The 20955-nt window shown below is 67.6% G+C and carries 26 protein-coding genes; 8 read left to right on the top strand and 18 right to left on the bottom strand.

The window, feature by feature from the left end; translation table 11 throughout:
* Positions 1-74: 74 nt before the first annotated feature.
* From AC1DFC_RS02755 to AC1DFC_RS02745, 3 genes are all read right to left on the bottom strand, one after another.
* Positions 75-1046 (bottom strand): MBL fold metallo-hydrolase, encoded by a 972-nt coding sequence (locus tag AC1DFC_RS02755; protein ID WP_478178634.1) that lies wholly within the window; start codon positions 1044-1046, stop codon positions 75-77.
* Positions 1047-1122: 76 nt separating this feature from the next.
* The gene (locus AC1DFC_RS02750; protein ID WP_007833846.1) at positions 1123-2325 is read right to left on the bottom strand and encodes an ammonium transporter; all 1203 of its coding nucleotides are present in this window, start codon (positions 2323-2325) and stop codon (positions 1123-1125) included.
* A 151-nt stretch (positions 2326-2476) separates the two neighbouring features.
* Entirely contained in the window at positions 2477-3382 is a 906-nt protein-coding gene (locus tag AC1DFC_RS02745) for a LytTR family DNA-binding domain-containing protein (RefSeq protein WP_413335125.1), read from the bottom strand.
* A gap of 157 nt (positions 3383-3539) precedes the next feature.
* Between AC1DFC_RS02745 and AC1DFC_RS02740 the strand changes: the two genes are divergently transcribed.
* On the top strand, positions 3540-4760 hold the full coding sequence (locus AC1DFC_RS02740) for an acyltransferase family protein (RefSeq protein WP_007833849.1): 1221 nt from the start codon (positions 3540-3542) through the stop codon (positions 4758-4760).
* Here AC1DFC_RS02740 and AC1DFC_RS02735 read toward each other — a convergent pair.
* Together AC1DFC_RS02735 and ylqF are read right to left on the bottom strand one after the other, a co-directional pair.
* Entirely contained in the window at positions 4690-5124 is a 435-nt protein-coding gene (locus AC1DFC_RS02735; protein ID WP_007833850.1) for a PaaI family thioesterase, read from the bottom strand. The two genes, AC1DFC_RS02740 and AC1DFC_RS02735, sit on opposite strands and share 71 nt — an antisense overlap.
* 166 nt (positions 5125-5290) lie before the next feature.
* Positions 5291-6253: a ribosome biogenesis GTPase YlqF gene (gene ylqF, locus AC1DFC_RS02730; RefSeq protein WP_413335129.1), complete on the bottom strand. Its 963-nt coding sequence runs from the start codon at positions 6251-6253 to the stop codon at positions 5291-5293.
* Between the two features lie 208 nt (positions 6254-6461).
* On the opposite strand from ylqF, the gene AC1DFC_RS02725 reads away from it, so the two are divergent.
* From AC1DFC_RS02725 to AC1DFC_RS02715, 3 genes are all read left to right on the top strand, one after another.
* Positions 6462-7076 carry a SmpA / OmlA family gene (locus tag AC1DFC_RS02725; protein ID WP_007833854.1) on the top strand — a complete coding sequence of 205 codons (615 nt, stop codon included), beginning with the start codon at positions 6462-6464 and terminating at the stop codon, positions 7074-7076.
* A 145-nt stretch (positions 7077-7221) separates the two neighbouring features.
* Positions 7222-7650, top strand: coding sequence for a CBS domain-containing protein (locus AC1DFC_RS02720; protein ID WP_007833856.1), 429 nt, complete (start codon positions 7222-7224; stop codon positions 7648-7650).
* A gap of 124 nt (positions 7651-7774) precedes the next feature.
* Entirely contained in the window at positions 7775-8134 is a 360-nt protein-coding gene (locus tag AC1DFC_RS02715; RefSeq protein ID WP_007833857.1) for an HPF/RaiA family ribosome-associated protein, read from the top strand.
* A 6-nt stretch (positions 8135-8140) separates the two neighbouring features.
* Here the strand turns inward: AC1DFC_RS02715 and AC1DFC_RS02710 are convergent, their stop codons facing one another.
* The 7 genes from AC1DFC_RS02710 to AC1DFC_RS02680 form a co-directional block, all read right to left on the bottom strand.
* Complete coding sequence (locus AC1DFC_RS02710) at positions 8141-8587, bottom strand: MerR family transcriptional regulator (RefSeq protein WP_007833858.1); 447 nt, start codon at positions 8585-8587, stop codon at positions 8141-8143.
* A complete protein-coding gene (locus AC1DFC_RS02705) occupies positions 8577-9005 on the bottom strand; it encodes a nuclear transport factor 2 family protein (protein ID WP_478178633.1) in 429 nt (142 codons plus the stop codon). Before AC1DFC_RS02705 ends, AC1DFC_RS02710 begins: the two co-directional genes overlap by 11 nt.
* 102 nt (positions 9006-9107) lie before the next feature.
* Entirely contained in the window at positions 9108-10034 is a 927-nt protein-coding gene (locus tag AC1DFC_RS02700; protein ID WP_007833861.1) for an SDR family NAD(P)-dependent oxidoreductase, read from the bottom strand.
* Between the two features lie 96 nt (positions 10035-10130).
* Complete coding sequence (locus AC1DFC_RS02695; RefSeq protein ID WP_042673450.1) at positions 10131-10514, bottom strand: response regulator; 384 nt, start codon at positions 10512-10514, stop codon at positions 10131-10133.
* A 122-nt stretch (positions 10515-10636) separates the two neighbouring features.
* Entirely contained in the window at positions 10637-12193 is a 1557-nt protein-coding gene (gshA, locus tag AC1DFC_RS02690; protein ID WP_042673437.1) for a glutamate--cysteine ligase, read from the bottom strand.
* Positions 12194-12345: 152 nt separating this feature from the next.
* On the bottom strand, positions 12346-12663 hold the full coding sequence (locus tag AC1DFC_RS02685) for a putative quinol monooxygenase (protein ID WP_007833867.1): 318 nt from the start codon (positions 12661-12663) through the stop codon (positions 12346-12348).
* The gene (locus AC1DFC_RS02680; protein WP_007833869.1) at positions 12660-13349 is read right to left on the bottom strand and encodes an alpha/beta hydrolase; all 690 of its coding nucleotides are present in this window, start codon (positions 13347-13349) and stop codon (positions 12660-12662) included. Before AC1DFC_RS02680 ends, AC1DFC_RS02685 begins: the two co-directional genes overlap by 4 nt.
* A 147-nt stretch (positions 13350-13496) precedes the next feature.
* Between AC1DFC_RS02680 and AC1DFC_RS02675 the strand changes: the two genes are divergently transcribed.
* Positions 13497-13970, top strand: a complete 474-nt coding sequence (locus AC1DFC_RS02675) for a Fur family transcriptional regulator (RefSeq protein WP_413335137.1) — start codon at positions 13497-13499, stop codon at positions 13968-13970.
* Positions 13971-13976: 6 nt separating this feature from the next.
* Here AC1DFC_RS02675 and zigA read toward each other — a convergent pair whose 3' ends face one another.
* The 3 genes from zigA to AC1DFC_RS02660 form a co-directional block, all read right to left on the bottom strand.
* Positions 13977-15170, bottom strand: a complete 1194-nt coding sequence (gene zigA, locus AC1DFC_RS02670) for a zinc metallochaperone GTPase ZigA (RefSeq protein WP_413335139.1) — start codon at positions 15168-15170, stop codon at positions 13977-13979.
* A 91-nt stretch (positions 15171-15261) separates the two neighbouring features.
* Entirely contained in the window at positions 15262-15975 is a 714-nt protein-coding gene (locus AC1DFC_RS02665; RefSeq protein ID WP_413335140.1) for a DUF899 family protein, read from the bottom strand.
* Positions 15976-16079: 104 nt separating this feature from the next.
* Entirely contained in the window at positions 16080-17045 is a 966-nt protein-coding gene (locus AC1DFC_RS02660) for an SDR family NAD(P)-dependent oxidoreductase (protein ID WP_413335142.1), read from the bottom strand.
* A gap of 81 nt (positions 17046-17126) precedes the next feature.
* Here AC1DFC_RS02660 and AC1DFC_RS02655 point away from each other — a divergent pair, with 81 nt between their 5' ends.
* The gene (locus AC1DFC_RS02655) at positions 17127-17780 is read left to right on the top strand and encodes a glutathione S-transferase (protein WP_413335144.1); all 654 of its coding nucleotides are present in this window, start codon (positions 17127-17129) and stop codon (positions 17778-17780) included.
* A 48-nt stretch (positions 17781-17828) separates the two neighbouring features.
* On the opposite strand, the gene AC1DFC_RS02650 is transcribed toward AC1DFC_RS02655, so the two are convergent.
* The 3 genes from AC1DFC_RS02650 to AC1DFC_RS02640 all read right to left on the bottom strand — a co-directional run bounded on the left by AC1DFC_RS02650 (position 17829) and on the right by AC1DFC_RS02640 (position 19404).
* Positions 17829-18626: an enoyl-CoA hydratase/isomerase family protein gene (locus tag AC1DFC_RS02650; protein WP_007833879.1), complete on the bottom strand. Its 798-nt coding sequence runs from the start codon at positions 18624-18626 to the stop codon at positions 17829-17831.
* 18 nt (positions 18627-18644) lie between these two features.
* Entirely contained in the window at positions 18645-19067 is a 423-nt protein-coding gene (locus AC1DFC_RS02645; RefSeq protein ID WP_413314133.1) for a hypothetical protein, read from the bottom strand.
* Between the two features lie 64 nt (positions 19068-19131).
* Positions 19132-19404, bottom strand: a complete 273-nt coding sequence (locus tag AC1DFC_RS02640) for a DUF2164 domain-containing protein (RefSeq protein ID WP_007833887.1) — start codon at positions 19402-19404, stop codon at positions 19132-19134.
* A gap of 104 nt (positions 19405-19508) precedes the next feature.
* Between AC1DFC_RS02640 and AC1DFC_RS02635 the strand changes: the two genes are divergently transcribed.
* Together AC1DFC_RS02635 and AC1DFC_RS02630 are read left to right on the top strand one after the other, a co-directional pair.
* Complete coding sequence (locus AC1DFC_RS02635) at positions 19509-20708, top strand: lactonase family protein (protein ID WP_413335148.1); 1200 nt, start codon at positions 19509-19511, stop codon at positions 20706-20708.
* 30 nt (positions 20709-20738) lie between these two features.
* Complete coding sequence (locus tag AC1DFC_RS02630) at positions 20739-20951, top strand: hypothetical protein (RefSeq protein WP_007833897.1); 213 nt, start codon at positions 20739-20741, stop codon at positions 20949-20951.
* Positions 20952-20955: the final 4 nt, after the last annotated feature.

Below are 20955 nucleotides of genomic sequence, written 5' to 3'. Positions count from 1 at the left end.
CTACAGGACGCGCATTCGCGCCGAGGGCGCAGCAACACCGGCCCGCGCCGCTCGGGCTTCATCCATTCAGCCGGCTATCGCACCTGCTGGTAGTCCACCGGCACCCACACGTAGCCCTTGCCCTCGGCCCGCAGGTGCCCCAGCCCCGGGAACGGCAGGTGGGCACTGCCCACGAGGTAGCGCCCCTTGGCCGCGTCGGCGTACGCCTTCTTGCGCTCCACGGCGGCAGGCTTCGAGTCGACGTCGAACGAGATCGTGACCTGCGGCTGCGCGAACTGCACGGCGGCAACGTGCATCAGGTCGCCCCACAGCACCAGCTTCTGGCCCTTGGACTCGACGACGTAGATGTTGTGGCCCGGCGTGTGGCCATGGGCGGGCACGGCCCTGATGCCGGGCAGCAGGTCGGTGCCGCCCTTCATGCCCTTGAACTTGCCGGCTTCCACGTACGGGTTCAGCGACGCCATCGCGCTCCGGAAGAAGTCCTTCATCTCGGCAGGGGCCTTCTCCAGGTTGGCCTTGCTCAGCCAGAAGTCGGCGTCTTCCTGCCCGGCGTGGATGGTGGCGTTGGGAAACACCAGCTTGCCGTCCTGCACGAGGCCGCCGACGTGGTCGCCGTGCATGTGGGTGATGAGCACGTCGTCGACCTGGTCGGGCTGGTAGCCCGCGGCCTTGAGGTTGGCCTGCAGGCTGCCGAGGGTAGGGCCGAACAGGCCGCCGGCGCCGGTGTCGACCAGCACCAGCTTGCTGCCGGTGTTGATGAGGTAGCCGTTCACCGAGGTGGGCACGGCATCCTTCTCGAAACCGCGATCGAGCAGCTTGCCGACCTGCGCCTGCGTGGTGTTGGTGAGCAGCTTCTTGGGTTCGAGGTCGAGAGTGCCGTCGAACAGCGCAGTCACCTCGAAGTCGCCGAGCATCATCCGGTAGAAGCCGGGCGCCTGGGTCTTGACCTGCGGGGCGCCGGCCTGCGCCGCGAACGAAAGCATCAACAGGCTGCCGGCCAGTGCGGCGATGCCGCGGCGCAGCCAGCGGGCGGGTGTTCTTGTCATGGGTTCTACTCCTCGGCGGTTGTAAGGGGCGCCGAGAATAGCCCAAGCAGGCCCATCCTGCTGCGATGGCTGGCGATTACCAGTTGACCTCGCGCTCCGGCGTGGCCGAGATGTGATGGATCGACAGGTCGGCGCCGTCGTACTCCTCCTCCTGCGACAGCCGCAGCCCCACCGAAGCCTTGAGCGCGCCATACACCGCCGCACCCGCCAGCGCGGCCCAGGCCACGCCGATGACGGTGCCGATGAGCTGCGCCCACACGTTCACCCCGCCGATGCCTCCCAGCGCCTGCGTGCCGAAGATGCCCGCCGCGATGCCGCCCCAGGTGCCGCACAGGCCGTGCAGCGGCCACACGCCGAGCACGTCGTCGATCTTCCATTTGTTCTGCACCAGCGTGAACATGTAGACGAAGATCGCGCCCGCCACGCCGCCCACCACCAGCGCGCCCAGCGGATGCATCAGGTCGGAGCCGGCGCACACGGCCACCAGGCCGGCGAGCGGGCCGTTGTAGACGAAGCCGGGGTCGTTTTTGCCCATGGCCAGTGCGACCAGCGTGCCGCCGACCATCGCCATCAGCGAGTTGACGGCCACAAGGCCCGAGATCTTGTCGATGCTCTGCGCGCTCATCACGTTGAAGCCGAACCAGCCCACGCACAGCACCCACGCACCGAGCGCGAGGAACGGGATGTTCGATGGCGGATGCGCGCTCAGCGAGCCGTCGCCCCTGTAGCGGTTGCGCCGCGCGCCCAGCAGCAGCACCGCCGGCAGCGCGAGCCAGCCGCCCACCGCGTGCACCACCACCGAGCCCGCGAAGTCATGGAACTCGTGGCCCGTGAGCGAGGCGATCCAGCCCTGGATGCCGAAGTGCTTGTTCCACGCGATGCCCTCGTACAGCGGGTAGACGAAGCCGACGATCACCGCAGTCGCGATCAGCTGCGGCCAGAACTTGGCGCGCTCGGCAATGCCGCCCGAGATGATGGCCGGGATGGCTGCCGCGAAGGTGAGCAGGAAGAAGAACTTCACCAGCTCGTAGCCGCTCTTTTCCGCCAGCTCGGTGGCACCGACGAAGAAGTGCGTGCCGTAGGCCACGCCGTAACCCACGAGGAAATACACGATGGTCGACACCGAGAAGTCGACCAGGATCTTCACCAGCGCATTGACCTGGTTCTTCTTGCGTACGGTGCCCAGTTCGAGAAAGGCAAAACCGGCGTGCATGGCCAGGACCATGATGGCGCCGAGAAGGATGAACAGCGCATCTGCGCCCTGTTTGAGTGCGTCCATTGAAGCTTCTTGCTGATTTTTGATTCGAATTGGTGCGTCGCACCTGAATGACCTGGAGCGGTCGATCGATGAAGCAAAAATGGTGCCCGAAGGCTCTTCGATGGTGCGCAATGAACCAAAACGGACTTCCGCGAGCCCGCCACGCACCGGATCAGCCCGCGCCGGCGCGCAACGCGTCCCGGTGGCGGCGGCTGCAGGGCACGGTGGTGCCGTCGTGCATGTGCAGCCGGGCATCGCCGCCGTCCAGCGGCTCGATTTCCTTGATGCGGCCCAGGTTCACCGCATGGCTTCGGTGCACCCGAACGAAGCGGACGGGGTCGAGCTGCGCCAGGAAGTCGGTCAGCGTGGCGCGCAGCAGGTAGTCATGGCCGTTGACGTGCAGGCCGACGTAGTTGCCCTCGGCCTGGAGCCAGTCGATGTCGGTGGCGGCGATGAGGAATTCGCGGCGCAGCTTGCGCACCAGGAAACGCTCGGGGCGCACGGGCGGCGACAAGGCTTCGGGCTCGGCGGGTGCGGCGCCCTCCTGTTCCGCCGGAGCCTCCGGCGCATCGAGCACCCGCGCCTCGCCCTGCAGCCGCAGCATGAACAGCCGGTAAGCCCAGATGCCGAAGACGATGCTTGCGTACACACGCACGTCCTTCAGGTACTCGTAGCCCCATTGGTCGATCCAGCCGCCGAATTCGTAGCGTTCGCCGGCCAACGCGTAGACGACTGCGCGCAACCCGAACATGCCCACCACGTGGACCACGCTGAACGCCACGCTCGCCACCGCATGCCAGGCCAGGAAGCGCACCCAGTGCCCGCGCACCAGCGGCGACAGCCGGCGCTCGACGGCAACCAGCGCCGGGATCAGCAGCAACAGCACCAGGTGGCTCGATCCTTCCCAGGTCGCGACCTCCCAGTTGGCGCGCGGCACAGCGCGCGCGCGCATGTCGACGATCGCGACCATCGTGCTGAACACGGCCTGCAGCGTCATCAACACGATCCAGAAGGCCACCTCCACGGGACGGCGGATCGGCTCGTAGCGCTCGTAGAGGTTCCTGCGTGGGTCTCCCATGGGGCGGGATTCTCCCGAAAACGGGCCTTTGGGGGCGGTGAATTTCGTCCCTCGAGACCACCGCTCGTCACAAAGCGGGGGGCATCCGTCCCCCGGATGCGCCGCGCGGGGAACACGGGCCCGAGCATCGCGGCTTCTTTGCATCGAGGAGCTTGCGATGAACACCGCCGCCGACCCGTCCGCCCATCGCCGCCACGACATCGACGCCCTGCGCGCGCTGGCCTTCCTGTTCGTCATCCTCTATCACGTGGGCATGTACTACGTGGCCGACTGGCCCTGGCACCTGAAGAGCCCGCACGCGGCCGAATGGCTGCAGTGGCCGATGCGCGTCCTGAACCTCTGGCGCATGGACCTCGTCTTCCTGGTCTCGGGCGTGTCGCTCGGCTTCCTGAGCCGGGGCCAGGGCACCTGGGGCCTGCTGCGCAGCCGGGGGCTGCGGCTGATGCTGCCACTGGCCTTCGGCATGGCGGTGATCGTGCCGTACCAGGCCTATGCGCAGGGGGTGGCCAACGGGCTGGTCGCGCCGGGCTTCGGTGCCTTCGTGCTGCGCTACCTGTCGATGGCCGAACCGTGGCCGAAGCGGGCCTTCGACGGCGCGGAGTTCGGCATCACCTGGAACCACCTCTGGTACCTGCCCTATCTGTTCACCTACACGGCGCTGGTCGCGCTGACACTGCCGCTGTGGAATTCCGCCGCCGGCCAGTGGCTGCGACGCGGCTTCAACGGCCTGCGCGGCTGGAAACTGCTGTTGCTGCCTGCCGTGCCGCTGCTCGTCTTCACCACGCTGCTGGCCTCGCGCTTTCCCCCCACGCACAACCTTGTGCGCGACTTTCACCTGCACAGCCTGTACTTCACGATGTTCCTCTACGGCTACTGGATGGGCGTGGACACCGGCGTGTGGAGGGAACTGGAGCGGCTGCGCCGGGTGTCGCTCACGCTTGCGGTCGCGGTGATCGCCGCCTTCATCGCGCTGCGGGCCGGCGCGAAGGGCCCGGCGTCCGGCCTGCCGATGGACACGCTGCGCATGCTCTACCTGTGGCTGGCCGTCGCGGCCATCCTCGGCCATGCCCACCGCCACCTGAACCGCCCATGGCCCTGGCTTCGCTGGGCCAACGAGTCGGTGTACCCGTGGTACGTGCTGCACCAGACGCTGATCATCGCTGCCGCGAGCGCGCTGGCACCGCTTGCGCTCGGCCCGGTGCTGGAGCCCGCGCTGCTGGTGGCGCTCACGGTGCTCGGCTGCTGGGCGCTGACCGACGGTCTGATCCGCCGCGTGAACTGGCTTCGGCCGCTGTTCGGGCTGAAGCTCAGGCAGCCGGCTTCGCCGCAGCCTCTTCCACCGGAACCAGGATGGCGTTCCCCGTCGCCACGAGCTTGAGCGCATCGTCGCCTCCGCCTTCGGGTTGCGCATAAAGCTCGGACGCAACGAACACCTGCTTGCGCCCGGCCTTCGCCACACGCGCGCGTGCCACGAAGGCTTGACCCACGGCCGGTGACATGAAGTTCACCGAGAAGTGCGACGTCATCACGCGGCCGGCCAGCGAGGCGGCTGCGTAGCCGCTCACGGTATCGAGCAGTGCGGAGATCATCCCCGCGTGGAGGAAGCCGGCGTACTGCCCCATGTCTTCCTTGCGCCATTTCATGCGCAGCTCGGCCTCGCCGTTGCCGGCCTGGGTGGCCTCAATGCCGGCCCAGCGATTGAAGGATGCGGTTTCGTTGAGAGCCTTGAAGGTTTCGAGCATGGCGTGTCCTTTGCGGGGGCGGGTGTGAGAAGCGGTTCAGGCCACTCTACGAACCACGCAGGACAGGCGCCGTCACGCGCGTGACGGGCGGGGCAGTGAACAATTGCATTGGCGACAGCGGCGCTCTTCGCGCCGGAGTGGCGAGTCTCGGGGCGTCGGGCGCCTCTCAGGCGTCCTGTTCGGGCGCGATCTCGGGCTTCGGCTTGCCCTTGTGCTTGCGCGCGGCCTTCTTCGCCGCGCGCTCGGCATCGGCACGCTGGCCATCGGCCAGCCACAGCGTGAACTCTTCCGGCGTTTCGAGCGTGATGCGCCCCAGGTTGCCCGCGCGAAACTCGTGCATCACGATCTCCGCTGCCTTCTGAAGGTTGACGCGGCCCTTGCCCAGCAGCGCGCCGCGCTTGCGGCCGATGGTGTCGAGCAGCGCCTCGTCCTTCATGCCGGCCATGGTCTCGGTGTCGAGCTCCACGAGCTTGAAGCGCGCGGCCACGCCCGCGGCGTAGTGCGTCTTGAGGTAGTTGAGCAGCTCCAGCGCCACCTCTTCCTCGTCGAAGGCGTTGCGCCCCACCGCGCCGCTGGCCGCTAGGTTGTAGCCGCTCTTGGGCACGATGATGCGCGGCCACAGCATGCCGGGCGTGTCCCACAGATAGAAGTCGTCGGCCAGCGTGATGCGCTGTTCGAGCTTGGTGATGCCGGCCTCGTCGCCGGTCTTGGCCTTGCGTCCGCCGGTGAGCGTGTTGATGAGGGTGGACTTGCCCACGTTGGGAATGCCGCAGATCAGCACGCGCATCGGCTTGGCCATGCCGCCGCGGTTCGGTGAAAGCTCATGGCAGGCCTTCACCAGTTGTTGCGCGGGCGTGGTCTGGCTCGCATCGAGCCCGATGGCGCGCGTGGCAGGCAGCGCGTTGTAGTGCGCCAGCCAGAGTGCGGTGCGCACGGGGTCGGCCAGGTCCTGCTTGTTGAGCACCTTCAGCGTGGGCCGCCCGGCCGTGAGCTCGGCCAGCATCGGGTTGGCGCTGGAACCGGGCAGGCGCGCATCGAGCAGTTCGATGACCACGTCGATGTCCTTCACCCGCTCGGTGATGGCCTTCTGGGTCGCATACATGTGACCGGGGAACCACTGGATCGCCATCGGTTGGCTCTTTCTTTCGCGCTGTCTGGGAATGGGTGGCCACCGAAAGGGGGCCGGGTGCGCATTGTGAACCGGGAACCTGAACGGGACCTTGTTGCTACGCTTTCGATAGCTGGATGCGGGCATTCTGCCTTCGCTTCGGGCCTGTTCGATCCTAGAATCCGCGCGCTGCCCCGCGCAGCCACTCCAACAACTTCGAGGGAAATCCATGTTCAAGCGCCTTGCCGCTGCCGCCTTGCTGGCAGCCATCGTCGTGCCCGCGACCGTCACCGTCGCCCATGCCCAGCGGCCTTCTCCTCCCCCCGGCCCCATGATCAACGGCTACCTGTGCTGCAACATGCGCACCTACGGCGACTCGATCAGCGACATCAACTACGACGAGCAGGGCACGAGCATCGTCGCGGTGGGCACGCCGGCGCGCATCACCGCGTACGACTTCCGCTGGTTCAACCTGGATCTGGCCGGCAAGCCGCAGCGCATCAAGAACGACTACAGCCGCAACATCCCGTTGCCTGCGTTCGCGCAGCGCTATGTGGTGACCGAAGACCCGAAGCAGAAGATGGCGGCCTTCCCGCCCGCCGTGCGCAACGCCATCCTCGCCGTGAAGGTGATGCCCGGCATGACGCGCGAGCAGGTGCTGATGGCCATCGGCTATCCGGTTGCCAGCGAGAACCCCAGCCTCGACGCACCGGTGTGGCGCTACTGGCGCGACAGCTGGTCGGAGTTCCAGGTGCAGTTCGACGAGAAGGGCCTCGTGAAGACGGTGGTGGGCGATCCCGTGGCGTTGAGCCGCGTGCTGGCCGCTGCACCCGCCCAGCCTTAAGTCCTCTCGCATTGCGCGTGCGTTGCAAACACGCGCAATCCCCTAGTGGGTTTGCATCGCGGGGGCAGTCATCGCCCCTATGATTTGACCGAGTGCGGCGCCCGAGCGTCGGTCGAATCGAAACCCTTTGATGGAGTTACCTGCGATGAAACCCGTCTCCGAACTGCTCAAGCGCCATGATTCCGCAGCATGGCGCACCTCCCCCGACACCAGCGTGTTCGATGCGCTGTCCACCCTGGCGCGCTTCGAGGTGGGCGCGCTGATGGTGATGGACGGCGAGAAGCTGGTGGGCTTCCTGTCCGAACGCGACTACACCCGCAAGGTCGCCTTGCAGGGCAAGAACTCGAAGGAAGTGAAGGTACGCGACATCATGACGCCCGACGTGATGACCGTCACCCCGCAGACCCGCACGCGCGCCTGCATGACGCTGATGAGCCAGCGCAAGTTCCGCCACCTGCCGGTGGTCGACGGCGACAAGGTGATCGGCATGATCTCCATCCAGGACCTGATGGACGACATCATCTCGGACCACGAGGCCACCATCGAGCAGCTGACCACGTACATCCAGAGCTGAACCCCTGTTGCCCGCTTTGCGGACCCTGCCCGGCGCATGGGTAGGGAACAGGCCTACGCACGCCGGGGCACAGGGGGGCGCACAGTGGGCCTTCGTTCATCCATCTATCCAGCAGGAATATTGCATGCAGATCCAGGTCAACACGAGCAACGGCATCACGAACAAGGACGCGCTGGAGCGTTGGGCCGACACCGAGATCAAGCAGCACCTGAGCCGTTTCGTCGACGACGTGACGCGCGTCGAAGTGCACTTGAGCGACGAGAACCACGACAAGACCGGCGGCGGCGACAAGTGCTGCGTGATGGAGGCACGCCTGGCGCACCACCAGCCGCTGGCGGTGACGCAGCACGCTACCAGCCTCGACGAGGCCTTCCGCGGCGCGGCCGACAAGCTCAAGCGCTTGCTGGACAACACGCTGGGGCGCCTGCACAACCACCGCGACCGCGGCTCGATCCGCACGGACCCGGGCTTCATCGCCGAGTAGGTCCGCTCACCTGCCCTTGCGCTTCGGCGGCTTCAGGCCGGGCGTTTCGGCGGGAACGAGCGGCGGGCGGCGGCCGCTGGCCATCCATTCGTCGTAGAAGCCGATCTTGCGGTCGACCAGCGACAGCGCCCGCTTCCACTCGGCAATGGTCTGCGTCACGCGCTCCCGGTGCGCGGCGAGCATGTCGCGCCGCTGGCGCAGCGTGACCTTGCCCTGCACTGCCAGCGCGGTGTATTCGCGCATCTCGGCAATCGACATGCCGGTGCGGCGCAGGCGCTCCATCAGGTCGAGCCATCCGACGTGCAGCTCGACGTAGAGGCGCCGGCCGCCCTCGTCGCGCGCCACGCCGGGCACCAGTCCCTGCGTCTCGTACCAGCGGATGGCGTGCACCGTGCGGCCGGTGCGCGTGGCCAGCTCGCCGATGTGGAAAGGCGTGCCGCCGTCAGCCGGCATGGGCGGCAACGGCGGCCGGGGGCGCCTGCAGCGCTTCCTGGACCAGTGCGGTGTCGAAGTACTCGGTCAGCTCTTTCACCTTGCCTCCTTCGAGTCGGTAGACGTAGCAATAGTGGTTGTTGTAGCGCTTGCCGGCCTTGGTGGGCACGTCGCCGCTGAACAGCACCACCACGCGGTCCCCCTCGGCGATGAGGCACTCGGTCCTGCTCACGTAGGGCGCCGCGAATTGCGCGAAGAGCGGGTTCAGCAGCTCCTCCCGGATCGCCTTCTTGCCCCGGTAGGTGCGCGACCACGGGGTGGTGCCTTCGAGCTTCCAGCTGGCGTCGTCCGCCAGGCTGTCGACGAAGGCCTGGCCGTTGCCCTTGTCCAGCTCGTCATGGATGCGCTGGACCAGGGCCTTGTTGTCGATCGTGTTCATGGCTTGATTTCCTTGGATTGAATGAACCGGCGATTCCGGAAAATCCATTGGAAATGCTCGAGTGCACTCGAGGTCAAGCGCCATGGACACCATGGGCGTCGATCAGCCCCTCTTCGCGTTCGCCATGCCCTTGGCGACTTCGTTCGCGCCCTGCGCGGTACCGCTCTGTGGCACGGCCTCGCCTTCGCGCTGCGTGACCTCCGACAGGCGCGCCGCCAGTTGCTCCGGCGTGTCGGCGTCAATGCCCAGCCAGACGCCCTGCGTCAGCGTGATGTGCGCGGCCTCGAAGGTGCCGGCGCCCGCGCACAGGATGGTGCGGTTGGGCGCATCCTGCGCGGCCAGCACCAGCATCGCGGGCACCACGGCCTCGGGGCGGAAGGCCTCGAGCATTTCCTTGGGGAACAGGTCCTCGGTCATGCGCGTGGCGGCGGTGGGCGCCAGGCAGTTCACGCGGATGTCGTTCTTCGCGCCTTCGATGCTCAAGGTCTGCATCAGGCCCACCAGCGCGAGCTTGGCCGCGCCGTAGTTGCTCTGGCCGAAGTTGCCGTACAGGCCCGACGACGAGGTGGTCATCACGATGCGGCCGTACTTCTGCTCGTTCATGAGCGCCCAGACGGCCTTGGTGCAGTTCACCGCGCCCATCAGGTGCACGTCGACCACCAGCTTGAAATCGGCCAGCTCCATCTTGGCGAAGCTCTTGTCGCGCAGGATACCGGCGTTGTTGACCAGGATGTCGACGCGGCCCCAGGCATCGACCGCCTGCTGGACCATGGCCTGCACCGCCTCGAAGTCCGTGACGGACGCGCCATTGGCAATAGCTTCGCCGCCCGCGGCCTTGATCTCGTCGACCACCGCCTGCGCGGCACTCACCGAACCGCCGGAGCCATCGCGCGCGCCGCCCAGGTCGTTGACCACTACCCTCGCGCCGCGCGCGGCCAGCGCCAGCGCATGCTGGCGGCCGAGGCCGCCGCCCGCGCCGGTCACGATGGCCACGCGGCCCTTGAAGTCGATGCTGCTGTTGTTGCTCATTTCTCTCTGTCGCTTTCCTGGGAGTTGCTCGGCGCCGCCTCGGGCGGCAGCGTGGCGTTTTACCCCAGAAGGCGTACGACCCCAGTCGTGCGCGCGTCACCCGGGAGAGCGCACCTTCTCGCAGAAGGCCACCAGCTGGTCGAGTTCGGCCGATTTGTCGAAGAAGGCATCGGCGCCCAGCGCGCGCGAACGCTCGCGCATGTCGGCGGTGGCGTAGTTACTGAGCACGACCACCTTCTGGTGCGGCGCCCGGTGACGGCAGGCGCGAATCACGCCGAACCCGTTGCCGCGCTGGAGGAACAGGTCGATGATGGTCAGGTCCCAGTCATCCTTGGAGCCGTGCAGGCGCAGCCAGTCGATGGCCTCCTGCTCGGTGCTCGCGGAAGCCACGACTTGTGCCTCGGCCAGGTCTTCCAGAAAACCGGCCAGGTTCTCCCGGATCACCGGGCTGTCTTCGACGAGATATGCCTTGAACCGCATGGCGGCCATCTTCGCCCCGGCCCGTTTGCACGCGGTGGGCAATGCGGGTCAATGCCTGTAGGTCATCCGCCACCCCCCCTGTCGTCAAGCGAAGGGGCTCGAAACGAGACTGAACCAAAGTCCTAAGCGGCGACGGCCATGCGGCCGCGTGACACGCCCAGGCGCGCGGGCGAGACGTACTGCTCGCGATAAATTTCGAAGGGCATGGTGTCGGCCGCCTCGATGCGCTTCTGCTCCTGCAGCGACTCGGCCGTCATCTGCTCGAATTCGGCCTGCTGCGCGGCCGGGAACGGCAGCCCCAGCAGCGTGGCGCGGGTCTGCTCGGACTGGGCGCGCACGAAGCCGATGAAGGAGTTGCCATGGTCTTTCTCGACGGCTGCGAGCACGCGGGCCGAGGGCAGGCTGTCGGGGTTGTGCAGCGCGGCCCTGGCGGCGCGCACCGCGTCGGCATGCGCCGTGCCGCCCTGCGCCGCGTCGAGCGCGGCGGCGATGGGCTGGCACTGCTCGACCAGCTCCAGGCCCCAGTCGGCCAGCGCCACCTCGCGCCCGCCGCGCAGCAGCTTCAGGCCCGGCTCGCGGCCGCGCGCGGCCGTGAGGTGCTGGTTCTGCGCGAGCTCGGCGATTTCCTGCGGCGTGTCGTTGGGGCTGTCGCTCAACAGGCAGTGCAGCAGGAACACGTCGATGAAGCGCATGGTCTGCGCGTTGATGCCGACGGTCTCGAAGGGGTCGAGGTCCATCAGGCGCACTTCGACGTACTCCACACCACGCTCGCGCAGCGCATGCAGCGGGCGCTCGCCGGGGTTGATCACGCGCTTGGGGCGGATGGTGCCGTAGAACTCGTTCTCGATCTGCAACAGGCTGGTGCCGAGCTGGTTGTAGTCGCCGCCGAGGTTGCGGATGCCGATGGCTTCGTACGCCGGCCACGGGCGCGTGAGCGCGTCCTGTAGCGAGGCGGCGTAGCCCTCGAGGCTGTTGTAGCTCACGGCCAGCGAGGCCTGCGCATCGCTCTGGTAGCCCAGGCGGCCCATGCGCAGCGAGGTGCCGTGCGGCATGAACATGCTGCCGTCACCCAGCGGCTGCAGCTCGTGCGGACGGCCCGCCACGAAGCTCGAACACAGGGCCGGCGAAGCGCCGAACAGGTACAGCAGCAAAAAGGCCTGGCGACGGAAATTGCGGATCAGCGCGAAGTACTGTTCGCTCGACACGTCGGGCAGCGACCAGTTGTAGTGGATGCCCGAGATGGTCTGCATGCGCCGGCCGTAACGGTGGCTCAGGCCCATGCGGTAGACGCTCTTGGCGCGGCCCACGTTCGAGGAGCCGTAGCGGCCGATCGGAATCGTCTCGTCGGTCGGCAGGCCGCAAGGCATGCTCGACACCCAGAGACGCTCGTCGCCGAGCTGGTCGAGCACGCGGTAGGTGAACTGGTGAACCCGCGTCAGTTCCTCGAGCGCCGATTCGACGCCCGCATGCACGCCCGTGATGAGTTCGAGCTGCGATTCGCTGAAGTCGGTGGTGATGTGCGGATGCGTGAGCGCCGAGCCCAGGGCGATCGGATGCGGCGTCAGCGCGAGCTTGCCGTCGGGCAGCGCGCGCAGGCTTTCCTTCTCGATGCCACGCCGCATGCCCTTCAGTCGTGCGGCTGAAAGTGCAACCAGCCTCTCCTGCAATCTGTTGCTCATATTGTTATACCCATCAATCTTCTGAGGGGCTGGAAGGTAGCACGGGCGCGCGGGCATTGCTCGTGCAGGGAATCCCTCGCCCCGCTACCCTGTCGCTCGCTATGTTTTTGATAGCTTTCTGCATAGGCCGCGCTTCGGATGGCGCACGAAGCTCAGGCCCCGGCGCGGCCTGCCGACAGGTCGATCTCGCTCGACTCGTAGACGTGCATCTCCGGCGTGCCGTCGGCCATGGCCGCGAGCGCCTTGCCGAAAGCCCGCGAGGCATCCACGCGGAAGTGCGCCTGCAGCGCGGCCATGTCGCTCCACCGCTCCACGAAAGTCAGGCGCAGCGGCTCCTGCACGTCGGTCGAGACCTCGTGCGAGATGCAGCCGGGCTCGGCACGCGAGCGCAGCACGTGCTCGGTGCTGATGGCGAGCATCGCCTGCAGGGTGTCGGGCTTTGCCAGGGCGTGTCCGATGACCAGAATCATTTTGTTGCCTCCTTCGACAAGGTTCGGCCGAGCACCCGCAGCAGGAAGCTGTTGAGGTCGGCGATTTCTTCCATGCACACCGAGTGCGCCATCGTGTATTCGTGCCACTCGACAGCATGGCCCAGAGCGGCCAGCGCGTCGCGCGAGCGCATCGCGGCGGCCAGGGGCACCACGGGGTCCTGCCGGCCATGGGCAAGGAACACGGGCGTTTCGTGGTTGGCTGCGTGCCGTTCGGCCGCCGTGGTGGCCGCGATCGGCAGGTAGCCGGAGAGGCCGACGATGCCGGCCAGGCGCTCGGTGTGGCGCAGGCCCGTCATGAGCGCCATCGCGCAGCCTTGCGAGAAGCCGGCCACCACGATGCGGCTGGCGGCGATGCCGCGGGCCTTTTCATTCGAGATGATCGCTTCGATGGTCGCCTGCGAGCGGCGCAGGCCGGCCTCGTCCTCCTGCGCCGCCAGGTCGGGCAAGGCGATGTCGTACCAGGCCGGCATCCGGTAGCCGCCGTTGATGGTCACGGGCATGACCGGCGCATTGGGGAACACGAAGCGCACCGGGCCCACGGGCGAGAGGTCGAGTTCGTTGGCGATGGGCACGAAATCGTTGCCGTCGGCGCCGAGGCCGTGCATCACGATCACCGTGGCGGTGGGATTGGGGGCGGTTTCGATCTCGATGGGAGGACGGGACATGGTCGGACAAAGGTATTCAGGAATGCGGATGGCCAGACCTTAGCGCATTCGGGCCCGGCCGAAGGCGCCGATACGGCCGGTTGGCTGACTTGCACATCGTTTCGCCGCCCGCGGCGCCGCGGAATGCAACACAATGGCGTTTCGCATATGAAGACCACCACCTCGCATCCGAAGCCCTGTCCCGCCGCCCCGTTCGACAGCGAAATGCTGCTGCGCGGCAGCGGCCTGCGCGTGACCCGCGCTGCGCAGACCGTGCTCGAACTGCTCGAACACAATTCGCAGCCGCTCACGCACGAGGAAGTGGCCGCTGCCTATACGGCGGCCACAGGCGAAGCACCCGACCGCGTCACCGTCTACCGTGTGCTCGACCGACTGGTCGAGGCGGGCCTGTGCGACCGCCGCGTGGGCACCGACCGAGTCAATCGCTTTTCGCGCCACGTGGAGGCCGAGTCGGGCAACACCTTCGAATGCGACCAGTGCCACAAGGTGCTGGCGCTGCCGTCCGACCCCGAGCTTCCGAAGGTGATGGGCCGGCTGGGCCGGGCCTTGCGCAAGCAGGGCATCGATACGCGGCACACCGCGCTGACGCTGCACGGCACCTGCGGCGACTGCGCCCGATAGCTCTTTTCACGCGTTCCACGAAGGGAACGGGTCCGGGAAGTTCCGCCACCACGAGGCGCCGAAGCGCATTTCGTCTTCCGTGAGCAGGCAGGCATCGAGCCGGGTGCGCAGCGCTTCCTCATCCATGCCGATGCCGATCAGCACCAGCTCCTGCCGGGCGTCGCCCGTGGCCGAGTCCCAGTTCTTGCGGATCAGCTCCAGCGCGTCAGGGTCGGTCGGCCAGTGCTCGCGCGGCACCGCCGCCCACCAGAAACCCGCCGCGCCATGGCGGCAGGCGCCGCCGGCCTGCGACCACGAGCCGGCGCGCGTGGCGCGGCTCGCGAGCCAGAAGAAGCCCTTGGAGCGCACCACGCCTTCCCATTCGCTGTGCACCAGCTCCCAGAACCGCTTGGGATGGAACGGAATGCGCGAGCGGTACACGAAGCTGCGGATGCCGTATTCCTCGGTTTCCGGCAGGTGCTCGCCGCGCAGCTCGGCCAGCCAGCCCGGCGCCTGCTCGGCCTGCCCGAAGTCGAACAGGCCAGTGTCGAGCACGCGGTCGAGCGCCACGCGGCCGAACTCCGACACCTCGATGCGCGCGCGCGGATTCAGCCTGTGCAATATCGCCATCAGCCGCTCGCGCTCCTCGCGCGTGACGAGGTCGGTCTTGTTGACCACCAGCACGTCGCAGAACTCGATCTGCTCGATCAGCAAGTCGACCACCGTGCGCGTGTCTTCATCGCCGAGGGACTGCCCCCGCTGGCCGAGGCTGTCGGGCGAGCCGTAGTCGCGCAGGAAGTTGAAGGCGTCGACCACGGTCACCATGGTGTCGAGCCGCGCCACGTCGGCCAGGCTCTTGCCGTCCTCGCCCGCGAAGGTGAAGGTCTCGGCCACGGGCAGGGGCTCGGAGATGCCGGTGGACTCGATCACGAGCTGGTCGAAGCGGCCCTCCTTCGCCAGGCGATGGACCTCGAGCAGCAGGTCTTCGCGCAGGGTGCAGCAGATGCATCCGTTGCTCATCTCGACCAGCTTCTCGTCGGTGCGCGAGAGCTGGGCGCCGCCGTCGCGCACGAGCGCAGCGTCGATGTTGACCTCGCTCATGTCGTTGACGATGACCGCCACGCGCCGGCCCTCGCGGTTGTGGAGGATGTGGTTGAGCAGCGTCGTCTTGCCGGCGCCGAGAAAGCCGGAGAGCACGGTGACAGGAAGGCGGTCGGCCATCGGGGCGGTCTCCATATATGCAACAGAATTGCATTATATGAAGCAACGCAACCATGTTGCGTTTATACCCCCCCCCGAGAGGCCCAATCGCTCAGTAGGACAGCTTGGGATACCAGTCGGTCCCCCGCCCTTCGGGCGTCATGTCGAGCAGGTTCCATATCGGCATCGCATCGGGCGCTCCGCGCGGGTCCTGCCCGGGGTCGGAGGTTCCAGCGCCCATCTCGCCGCCCCAGAAGTGGCGGATCGTCCCGCCGTCGCGCCAGAACACGTTGAATGCCGGGTTGTCGCCGCTTTCGGGCGTCTCGCCGGCGTAATCGCGGTTGAAGGTGTTGCCGGCCGATGAATACAGCGGCAGGTGCCGCCAGCCGCGCTCCCTGGCGAAAGCCGTCATCCGCTCGATCGGCGAGCTCGCGACGACCGCGAACGCCACGCGCTGCAGGATGTCGGGCATCTCGCCGTCGTAGGCGCTCAGCAGCGAGGTGCACATGGGGCACGGACGCTCACGTTTCGGGCCATACATCCAGTTGTAGGTGATGAGCGTGCCGTGCTCGCCGAAAAGTTCGGAGAGCCTGACCGGCCCACCGGCTCCCTGAAACTCGTAGTCTTGCGGCACCTCGCCACCCGGGGGCAGTGCGCGGCGCATTTCCGCGACGCGTTCGATGCGTCGGCGCAAATCGATCTCCTCGGCAAGGAGTTCCGTGCGAGCCCGCCGGTAGGCGACGCTTTCGCCCGGGAACCGGACGGAATTGGAACGGGCAAGCCGGCTGGCGGATACCAGTTCGGTGGCTTCGGCTGGGGCGGACATGGCAGGTCACCTCCTGGGGTGATTGAAGGGATTGACGTGCATGGTGCACCCGCGCGCAGGCCGTTGCCGGTACGCGCTTTTCCCCGGTCGGGCGCGAACTTGTCCTACGGCCCTACCTGCATCTCGAAAGCCGCGACCTGCCTTCCATCGATGTCGGTGAAGCCGTACTCGCGCGCCAGGTCGGCAACGCGCAACACCTCGCCGCTTTTCTCCAGCACCCTCGCATCGCCCGCCAGCGCCGCGACCGCCCGCCCCAGGTAGCGCGGCGATTCGGTGCGCGCCAGCTCGGGCCGCTGTTGCCAGTCCGCCTCGTCGGTCTTGTGGCCCGCGAGCACGAACTCGGTGCGCATCCAGCCTGGGGACACGGCAACCGAGGCCACGCCGTGCGGCTTCAGCTCCTGCGCGATGCCGAAGGCCAGCCGCGTCATCGACGCCTTGGCCAGGTCGTAGAAGAGATTGCCGCGCAGGTAGTGGCCGCGGTCCCAGAAGGTGGTGGTGACGATCAGCCCCCTCTTGCGCCGCACCATCAGCGGCGCGGCGCAGCGGCTCGCCACGAGGTGGTTGCGCACGCCGCGGTCGAACATCGCGTCCCAGTTGGCAAGGGGATGCTCCCAGAACGGCGCGTCGAACACGCCCGTGAATGTCTCGTGGCCGCCCCAGGCGTTGTTCACGAGCAGGTCGAGGCGGCCTGCCTCGCGCTCCACGCGGGCGAAGAGCGCAGCCACTTCCTGTTCGTTCGTGTGGTCGCATTGCACCGCGATGCCGCGCCCGCCCTGGCGCGTGACCTCGTCGGCGGTGTCGTCAATGCTGCCGGGCGCCACGGCCATGTCCGACAAGGCGAGCAACTGGCCGTAGGTATCGGCGGGCCTTTCGCGCGTGCTGCGCCCGGTGACGTACACGGTGGCGCCGGCCGCACCCAATTCGACCGCGATGCCGCGCCCCGCGCCGCGGCTCGCGCCGGTGACCACCGCCACGCAATCCTTCAGCGGGCGTAGCGTGCCGGCGGGCAGGTTCGATTCAGGCCCGTGCAAGGGGTCGTCGTCGAGCCGGAGGAAAAGGTGTTCGGGCATGCGGCGATTGTGTAGAAAAACCTGCCCGCACGCGACCGGGCACGGTCACCGAAAATCGGCCGCTTCGCCTGTACGCCGCGCATGCCCAACGCTCTCCCCGTCCTCTATTCGTTCCGCCGCTGCCCCTACGCGATGCGCGCCCGCCTGGCGCTGGTCGCGAGCGGCCAGCCTTGCGAGCTGCGCGAAGTGGTGCTGAAGAACAAGCCCGCCGAGATGCTGCAGGCCTCGCCCAAGGGCACGGTGCCCGTACTGCTCACCGAAGACGGTACGGTGCTGGAACAAAGCCTCGATGTGATGCTGTGGGCCCTGCGCCGCAATGATCCGCGGCGCTGGTTGCAGCCCGGCACCGGCACGCTGCAGGACATGCTCGCGCTGGTCGGCGCCTGCGACGACGACTTCAAGCCCCAGCTCGACCGCTACAAATATCCCAACCGGCATGCGGATGGTGGGAAGCCCGCCCGCGAGCGCGGCGCCCAGTTCCTGCGCGGCCTCGAAGCCAGGCTGTCGGCCACGCCGCATCTGGCCGGCGCCCACGCCACGCTGGCCGACGCCGCCGTCATGCCCTTCGTGCGCCAGTTCGCGATGGTCGACGCCGCATGGTTCGATGCCCAGCCCTGGCCCCGCCTGCAGGCATGGCTGTCGGACTGGACCGTCTCGGACCTGTTCGAGCGCGCCATGCACAAGTACGCGCCCTGGAAGGCGGGCGAGGCGGGTGTCGACTTTCCTCCAGGCTGAGGACCGCGCACCGTGCCTGGAGTTCGGCACGCTGCCTGATGGAAGCAGTCAGCCGAAGTCCGGCGCGCGCCGTTCGCGCAGTGAGGCCACGCCCTCGCGCACGTCGGCGCCCGCGAAGCCCATGAATTCGAGCGCCAGCGAGGCATCGAAGGTCGGCCCGGCCTGGCGCAGCCAGTTGTTCAGCGCGTACTTGGTCAGGCGGATCGCGCTCTGGCTGCCGGCCGCGAGCCGGTCGGCCACCTCGTAGGCGCGCGGCAGCAGGTCGGACTCCTCCACCGCGAGCGACACGAGGCCGATGCGCTCGGCCTCCTCGCCGCTCACCGGCTCGCACAGCAGCAGGTGGTACTTGGCCTTGGCCATGCCGCACAGCAGCGGCCAGACGATGGCCGCATGGTCACCCGCCGCCACGCCCAGGCGCGTGTGGCCGTCGACGATCTTCGCGTTCTTCGCGGCGATGGAAATGTCGGCCAGCAGCCCCGCCACCAGCCCCGCGCCCACGGCCGGGCCGTGCATGGCGCTGACGATGGGCTTGTCGCAATTGATGATGTTGTAGACGAGGTCGCGCGCCTCGCGCCACACGCGCTGGCGCACTGCATCGTCGGTGGTCATGTCCTGCACCATCGCGAGGTCGCCGCCGCCCGAGAAGCCCTGGCCTTCGCCCCGCAGCACCGCGCAGCGCACGCTGTCGTCGGCCGATGCGTCGCGCCAGATTTCGGCCAGCTCGCGGTGGCCGTCATGGCCCGCCGTGGGCAGCTTGCCGTTGGCGGCCCGCATCTGGATGTCGAGCACCGCGCCATTCGCACCTCGGCGCGTGATGGCGAGGGTCTGGTAGCGGGCGTAGTCCATGGCGGGTGCCTCTTTCGTCTACTTTTTCGCGGCCGCTTCGCGGCAGCGCTGCACATTGGCATCGAAGCGCGAGGCCAGCCCCGGTTCGCACTCGTCGGAAGGCGTGAGCCTGCACATGCCGACGACCACGTAGTCCATCACCGCCGACGTGCACATCGGGTAGGCCGCGAGATCGGGATTGGCCTTGACCTTGAAGCCCCAGCGTTCCGAAAACTGCACCGTGCGGATCATCGCGCCATGGAAGAAGCTGCGGTCCCTCGCGGCGATGGCGGCTTCCATGCGAGGCAGTTCCTCGTTCAAGTACCCGACCGAATCCATCGGAAAGCCGGACGGCTCCTGCTGCGCGGTGGCAAGGGACGCAGCCAGCACGAGGGGCAAGGCGGCAAGGGCGCGCAGAGCGGAGGTGAGCGCGGAACGTGGGGAAGTGCGGTGGAGATGCATGGCTTCGAATTCTGCAACGTTTTGAAGCACTTCTGAATGCACGGCGATGCGCGGGCGCGACGCCCTACCTTCCCTTCTTCTGCTTGTCGTACTTGCGCCAATACTGGAATTCGTCCTCGTGCACTTCGAGGTCGACCTCCGAGATGCGCGATTGCAGGCGCTCCTGCACATCCGCCACGGCCTTGTTGTAGACGAGCGGGCCGACCTCTTCGAGGAAGAAGCCGAGCAGCGCGCCGGCCGCGATGTTGCCGATCGGCTCCTCCATGTTTTCGCGGAAGTAGCGCTCGATGGAGGTGATGGCCTGCTGGCGCGCTTCCTTCGGTATCTCGATGGTCATGTGGGCCCCAGGGAGTGAATCGATCGATTGTGCCGGGCGCGGGCCGGCGGCGAAGCCGCGCCGTTCGCTACCATGCGCGCACAACAACACCGGAGACAGACAGCATGAAGTTCCGCCCCGCCGCACTCGCGGCCCCCGCCCTGGCCGCCGCCCTTGCAGTGCTTGCCGGCTGCGCGAACATGACGCCCACCGTGCCGCAGCGCCAGCTGATGCTGGTCGCCAACGACGAGAAGCAGTCGTGGAACGACGCCGGTGTCGTGGCCCTCGGCCCGATGGGGCGCGACACGGTGCAGGTGCTCGACATCGGCACCGACCCGCTGGCGCCCAAGGTGCTCGGCACGCTGCAGCTGGACAACACCATCGCCGGGCCGCCGACCAACCTCGCGATCACGCCCGGCGAAACGCTGGCGCTGGTCGCCAACTCGCTCAACGTGATCGAGGAGAACGGCGCGCGCAAGCAGGTACCCGACAACCGCCTCTTCGTGATCGACCTGACCACCACGCCGCCCAGGCTGCTCGACACGCTGCAGGTCGGCAAGCAGCCCTCGGGCCTGTCGATCAACCGCGCGGGCAACCTCGCGCTGGTGGCCAACCGCGCCGACAACTCGGTGAGCGTGCTGCGCATCGCGGGCAAGAAGGTGACGCTGATCGACACCGTGGCCATGGGCGATTCGGTGGCGCACGTGCGCTTCACGCCCGATGGCAAGCGCGCGCTGGCTGCCAAGTTTCCGAGCCACAAGATCGCGCTGCTCGACGTGAACGGCGAGAAGGTCAGCTACAACAAGGTCGACCTCGCCGCCGGCCTGTGGCCCTACAACGTCGACGTGACGCCCGACGGCAAGCTCGCGCTCACGGCCGACAACGGCAACTCGGGCGCCTCCGACGGCCAGGTCGACACGGTGAGCGTGATCGACCTCGAAGCCGCACCGCCACGCGTGGTCGACAAGGTGGTGGTGGGCGACGGCCCCGAAGGCCTCGCCGTGAGCCCGACCGGCAGGCATGCGGTGGCGGTGATCCTGCGCGGCAGCAACGCGTCGAAGAGCGCTTACTTCTACAACCGCAACGGCTCGGTGGTCCTGCTGAAGATCGACGGCAAGAAGGTCACGCGCGCCAATGAGGTGGAGGTGCGCGGCCTGCCCGAGGGCGCGGTGTGGAGCGCCGACGGCAAGTACCTCTACGTGGGCAACTTCATCGACCAGGACATCACGATCCTGCGGCTCGATGGCGACACGCTGGTGCCGACGGGCAAGTCGTTTCCGCTGCAGGGCCATCCGGCCGCGATGCGCGGGACAATGACGCACTGATCGATCCACACACCCCCGCACGAAAAAGCCATGGCGCAACCCAAACGACAACTCCGCACGCTCGAGCGCGGCATCCTCTGCCTCGTGATCGGCGTCGCCGTTCTGCTGGGGCCGCGCTTCCTGCAGGGCACGCGCTGGTTCGAGATGGTGGCAGGGGCCTATCTGGTCGGCTGGTTCGCGGTGGTGCTGGGCGTGGCGTTGATCGCGGTCGAGCTGGTGAAGCGCGGCAAGCCGCGCCAGTAGCCAA

Source organism: Variovorax sp. 10L421 (genome assembly GCF_056395365.1).
This window is presented reverse-complemented; position numbering and strand designations above follow the sequence as displayed.

Coding starts and splice junctions, on each gene's coding strand:
- AC1DFC_RS02705 (WP_478178633.1), bottom strand. CDS start 9,005: ATGAACACGATCGACAACAAGGCCCTGGTCCAGCGCATCCATGACGAG.
- AC1DFC_RS02735 (WP_007833850.1), bottom strand. CDS start 5,124: ATGCTCGAAACCTTCAAGGCTCTCAACGAAACCGCATCCTTCAATCGC.
- AC1DFC_RS02725 (WP_007833854.1), top strand. CDS start 6,462: ATGTTCAAGCGCCTTGCCGCTGCCGCCTTGCTGGCAGCCATCGTCGTG.
- AC1DFC_RS02680 (WP_007833869.1), bottom strand. CDS start 13,349: ATGTCCCGTCCTCCCATCGAGATCGAAACCGCCCCCAATCCCACCGCC.
- AC1DFC_RS02715 (WP_007833857.1), top strand. CDS start 7,775: ATGCAGATCCAGGTCAACACGAGCAACGGCATCACGAACAAGGACGCG.
- AC1DFC_RS02710 (WP_007833858.1), bottom strand. CDS start 8,587: ATGCCGGCTGACGGCGGCACGCCTTTCCACATCGGCGAGCTGGCCACG.
- ylqF (WP_413335129.1), bottom strand. CDS start 6,253: ATGGCGATCCAGTGGTTCCCCGGTCACATGTATGCGACCCAGAAGGCC.
- zigA (WP_413335139.1), bottom strand. CDS start 15,170: ATGGCCGACCGCCTTCCTGTCACCGTGCTCTCCGGCTTTCTCGGCGCC.
- AC1DFC_RS02665 (WP_413335140.1), bottom strand. CDS start 15,975: ATGTCCGCCCCAGCCGAAGCCACCGAACTGGTATCCGCCAGCCGGCTT.
- AC1DFC_RS02660 (WP_413335142.1), bottom strand. CDS start 17,045: ATGCCCGAACACCTTTTCCTCCGGCTCGACGACGACCCCTTGCACGGG.
- AC1DFC_RS02650 (WP_007833879.1), bottom strand. CDS start 18,626: ATGGACTACGCCCGCTACCAGACCCTCGCCATCACGCGCCGAGGTGCG.
- AC1DFC_RS02655 (WP_413335144.1), top strand. CDS start 17,127: ATGCCCAACGCTCTCCCCGTCCTCTATTCGTTCCGCCGCTGCCCCTAC.
- AC1DFC_RS02635 (WP_413335148.1), top strand. CDS start 19,509: ATGAAGTTCCGCCCCGCCGCACTCGCGGCCCCCGCCCTGGCCGCCGCC.
- gshA (WP_042673437.1), bottom strand. CDS start 12,193: ATGAGCAACAGATTGCAGGAGAGGCTGGTTGCACTTTCAGCCGCACGA.
- AC1DFC_RS02685 (WP_007833867.1), bottom strand. CDS start 12,663: ATGATTCTGGTCATCGGACACGCCCTGGCAAAGCCCGACACCCTGCAG.
- AC1DFC_RS02700 (WP_007833861.1), bottom strand. CDS start 10,034: ATGAGCAACAACAGCAGCATCGACTTCAAGGGCCGCGTGGCCATCGTG.
- AC1DFC_RS02720 (WP_007833856.1), top strand. CDS start 7,222: ATGAAACCCGTCTCCGAACTGCTCAAGCGCCATGATTCCGCAGCATGG.
- AC1DFC_RS02630 (WP_007833897.1), top strand. CDS start 20,739: ATGGCGCAACCCAAACGACAACTCCGCACGCTCGAGCGCGGCATCCTC.
- AC1DFC_RS02695 (WP_042673450.1), bottom strand. CDS start 10,514: ATGCGGTTCAAGGCATATCTCGTCGAAGACAGCCCGGTGATCCGGGAG.
- AC1DFC_RS02640 (WP_007833887.1), bottom strand. CDS start 19,404: ATGACCATCGAGATACCGAAGGAAGCGCGCCAGCAGGCCATCACCTCC.
- AC1DFC_RS02645 (WP_413314133.1), bottom strand. CDS start 19,067: ATGCATCTCCACCGCACTTCCCCACGTTCCGCGCTCACCTCCGCTCTG.
- AC1DFC_RS02745 (WP_413335125.1), bottom strand. CDS start 3,382: ATGGGAGACCCACGCAGGAACCTCTACGAGCGCTACGAGCCGATCCGC.
- AC1DFC_RS02755 (WP_478178634.1), bottom strand. CDS start 1,046: ATGACAAGAACACCCGCCCGCTGGCTGCGCCGCGGCATCGCCGCACTG.
- AC1DFC_RS02750 (WP_007833846.1), bottom strand. CDS start 2,325: ATGGACGCACTCAAACAGGGCGCAGATGCGCTGTTCATCCTTCTCGGC.
- AC1DFC_RS02675 (WP_413335137.1), top strand. CDS start 13,497: ATGAAGACCACCACCTCGCATCCGAAGCCCTGTCCCGCCGCCCCGTTC.
- AC1DFC_RS02740 (WP_007833849.1), top strand. CDS start 3,540: ATGAACACCGCCGCCGACCCGTCCGCCCATCGCCGCCACGACATCGAC.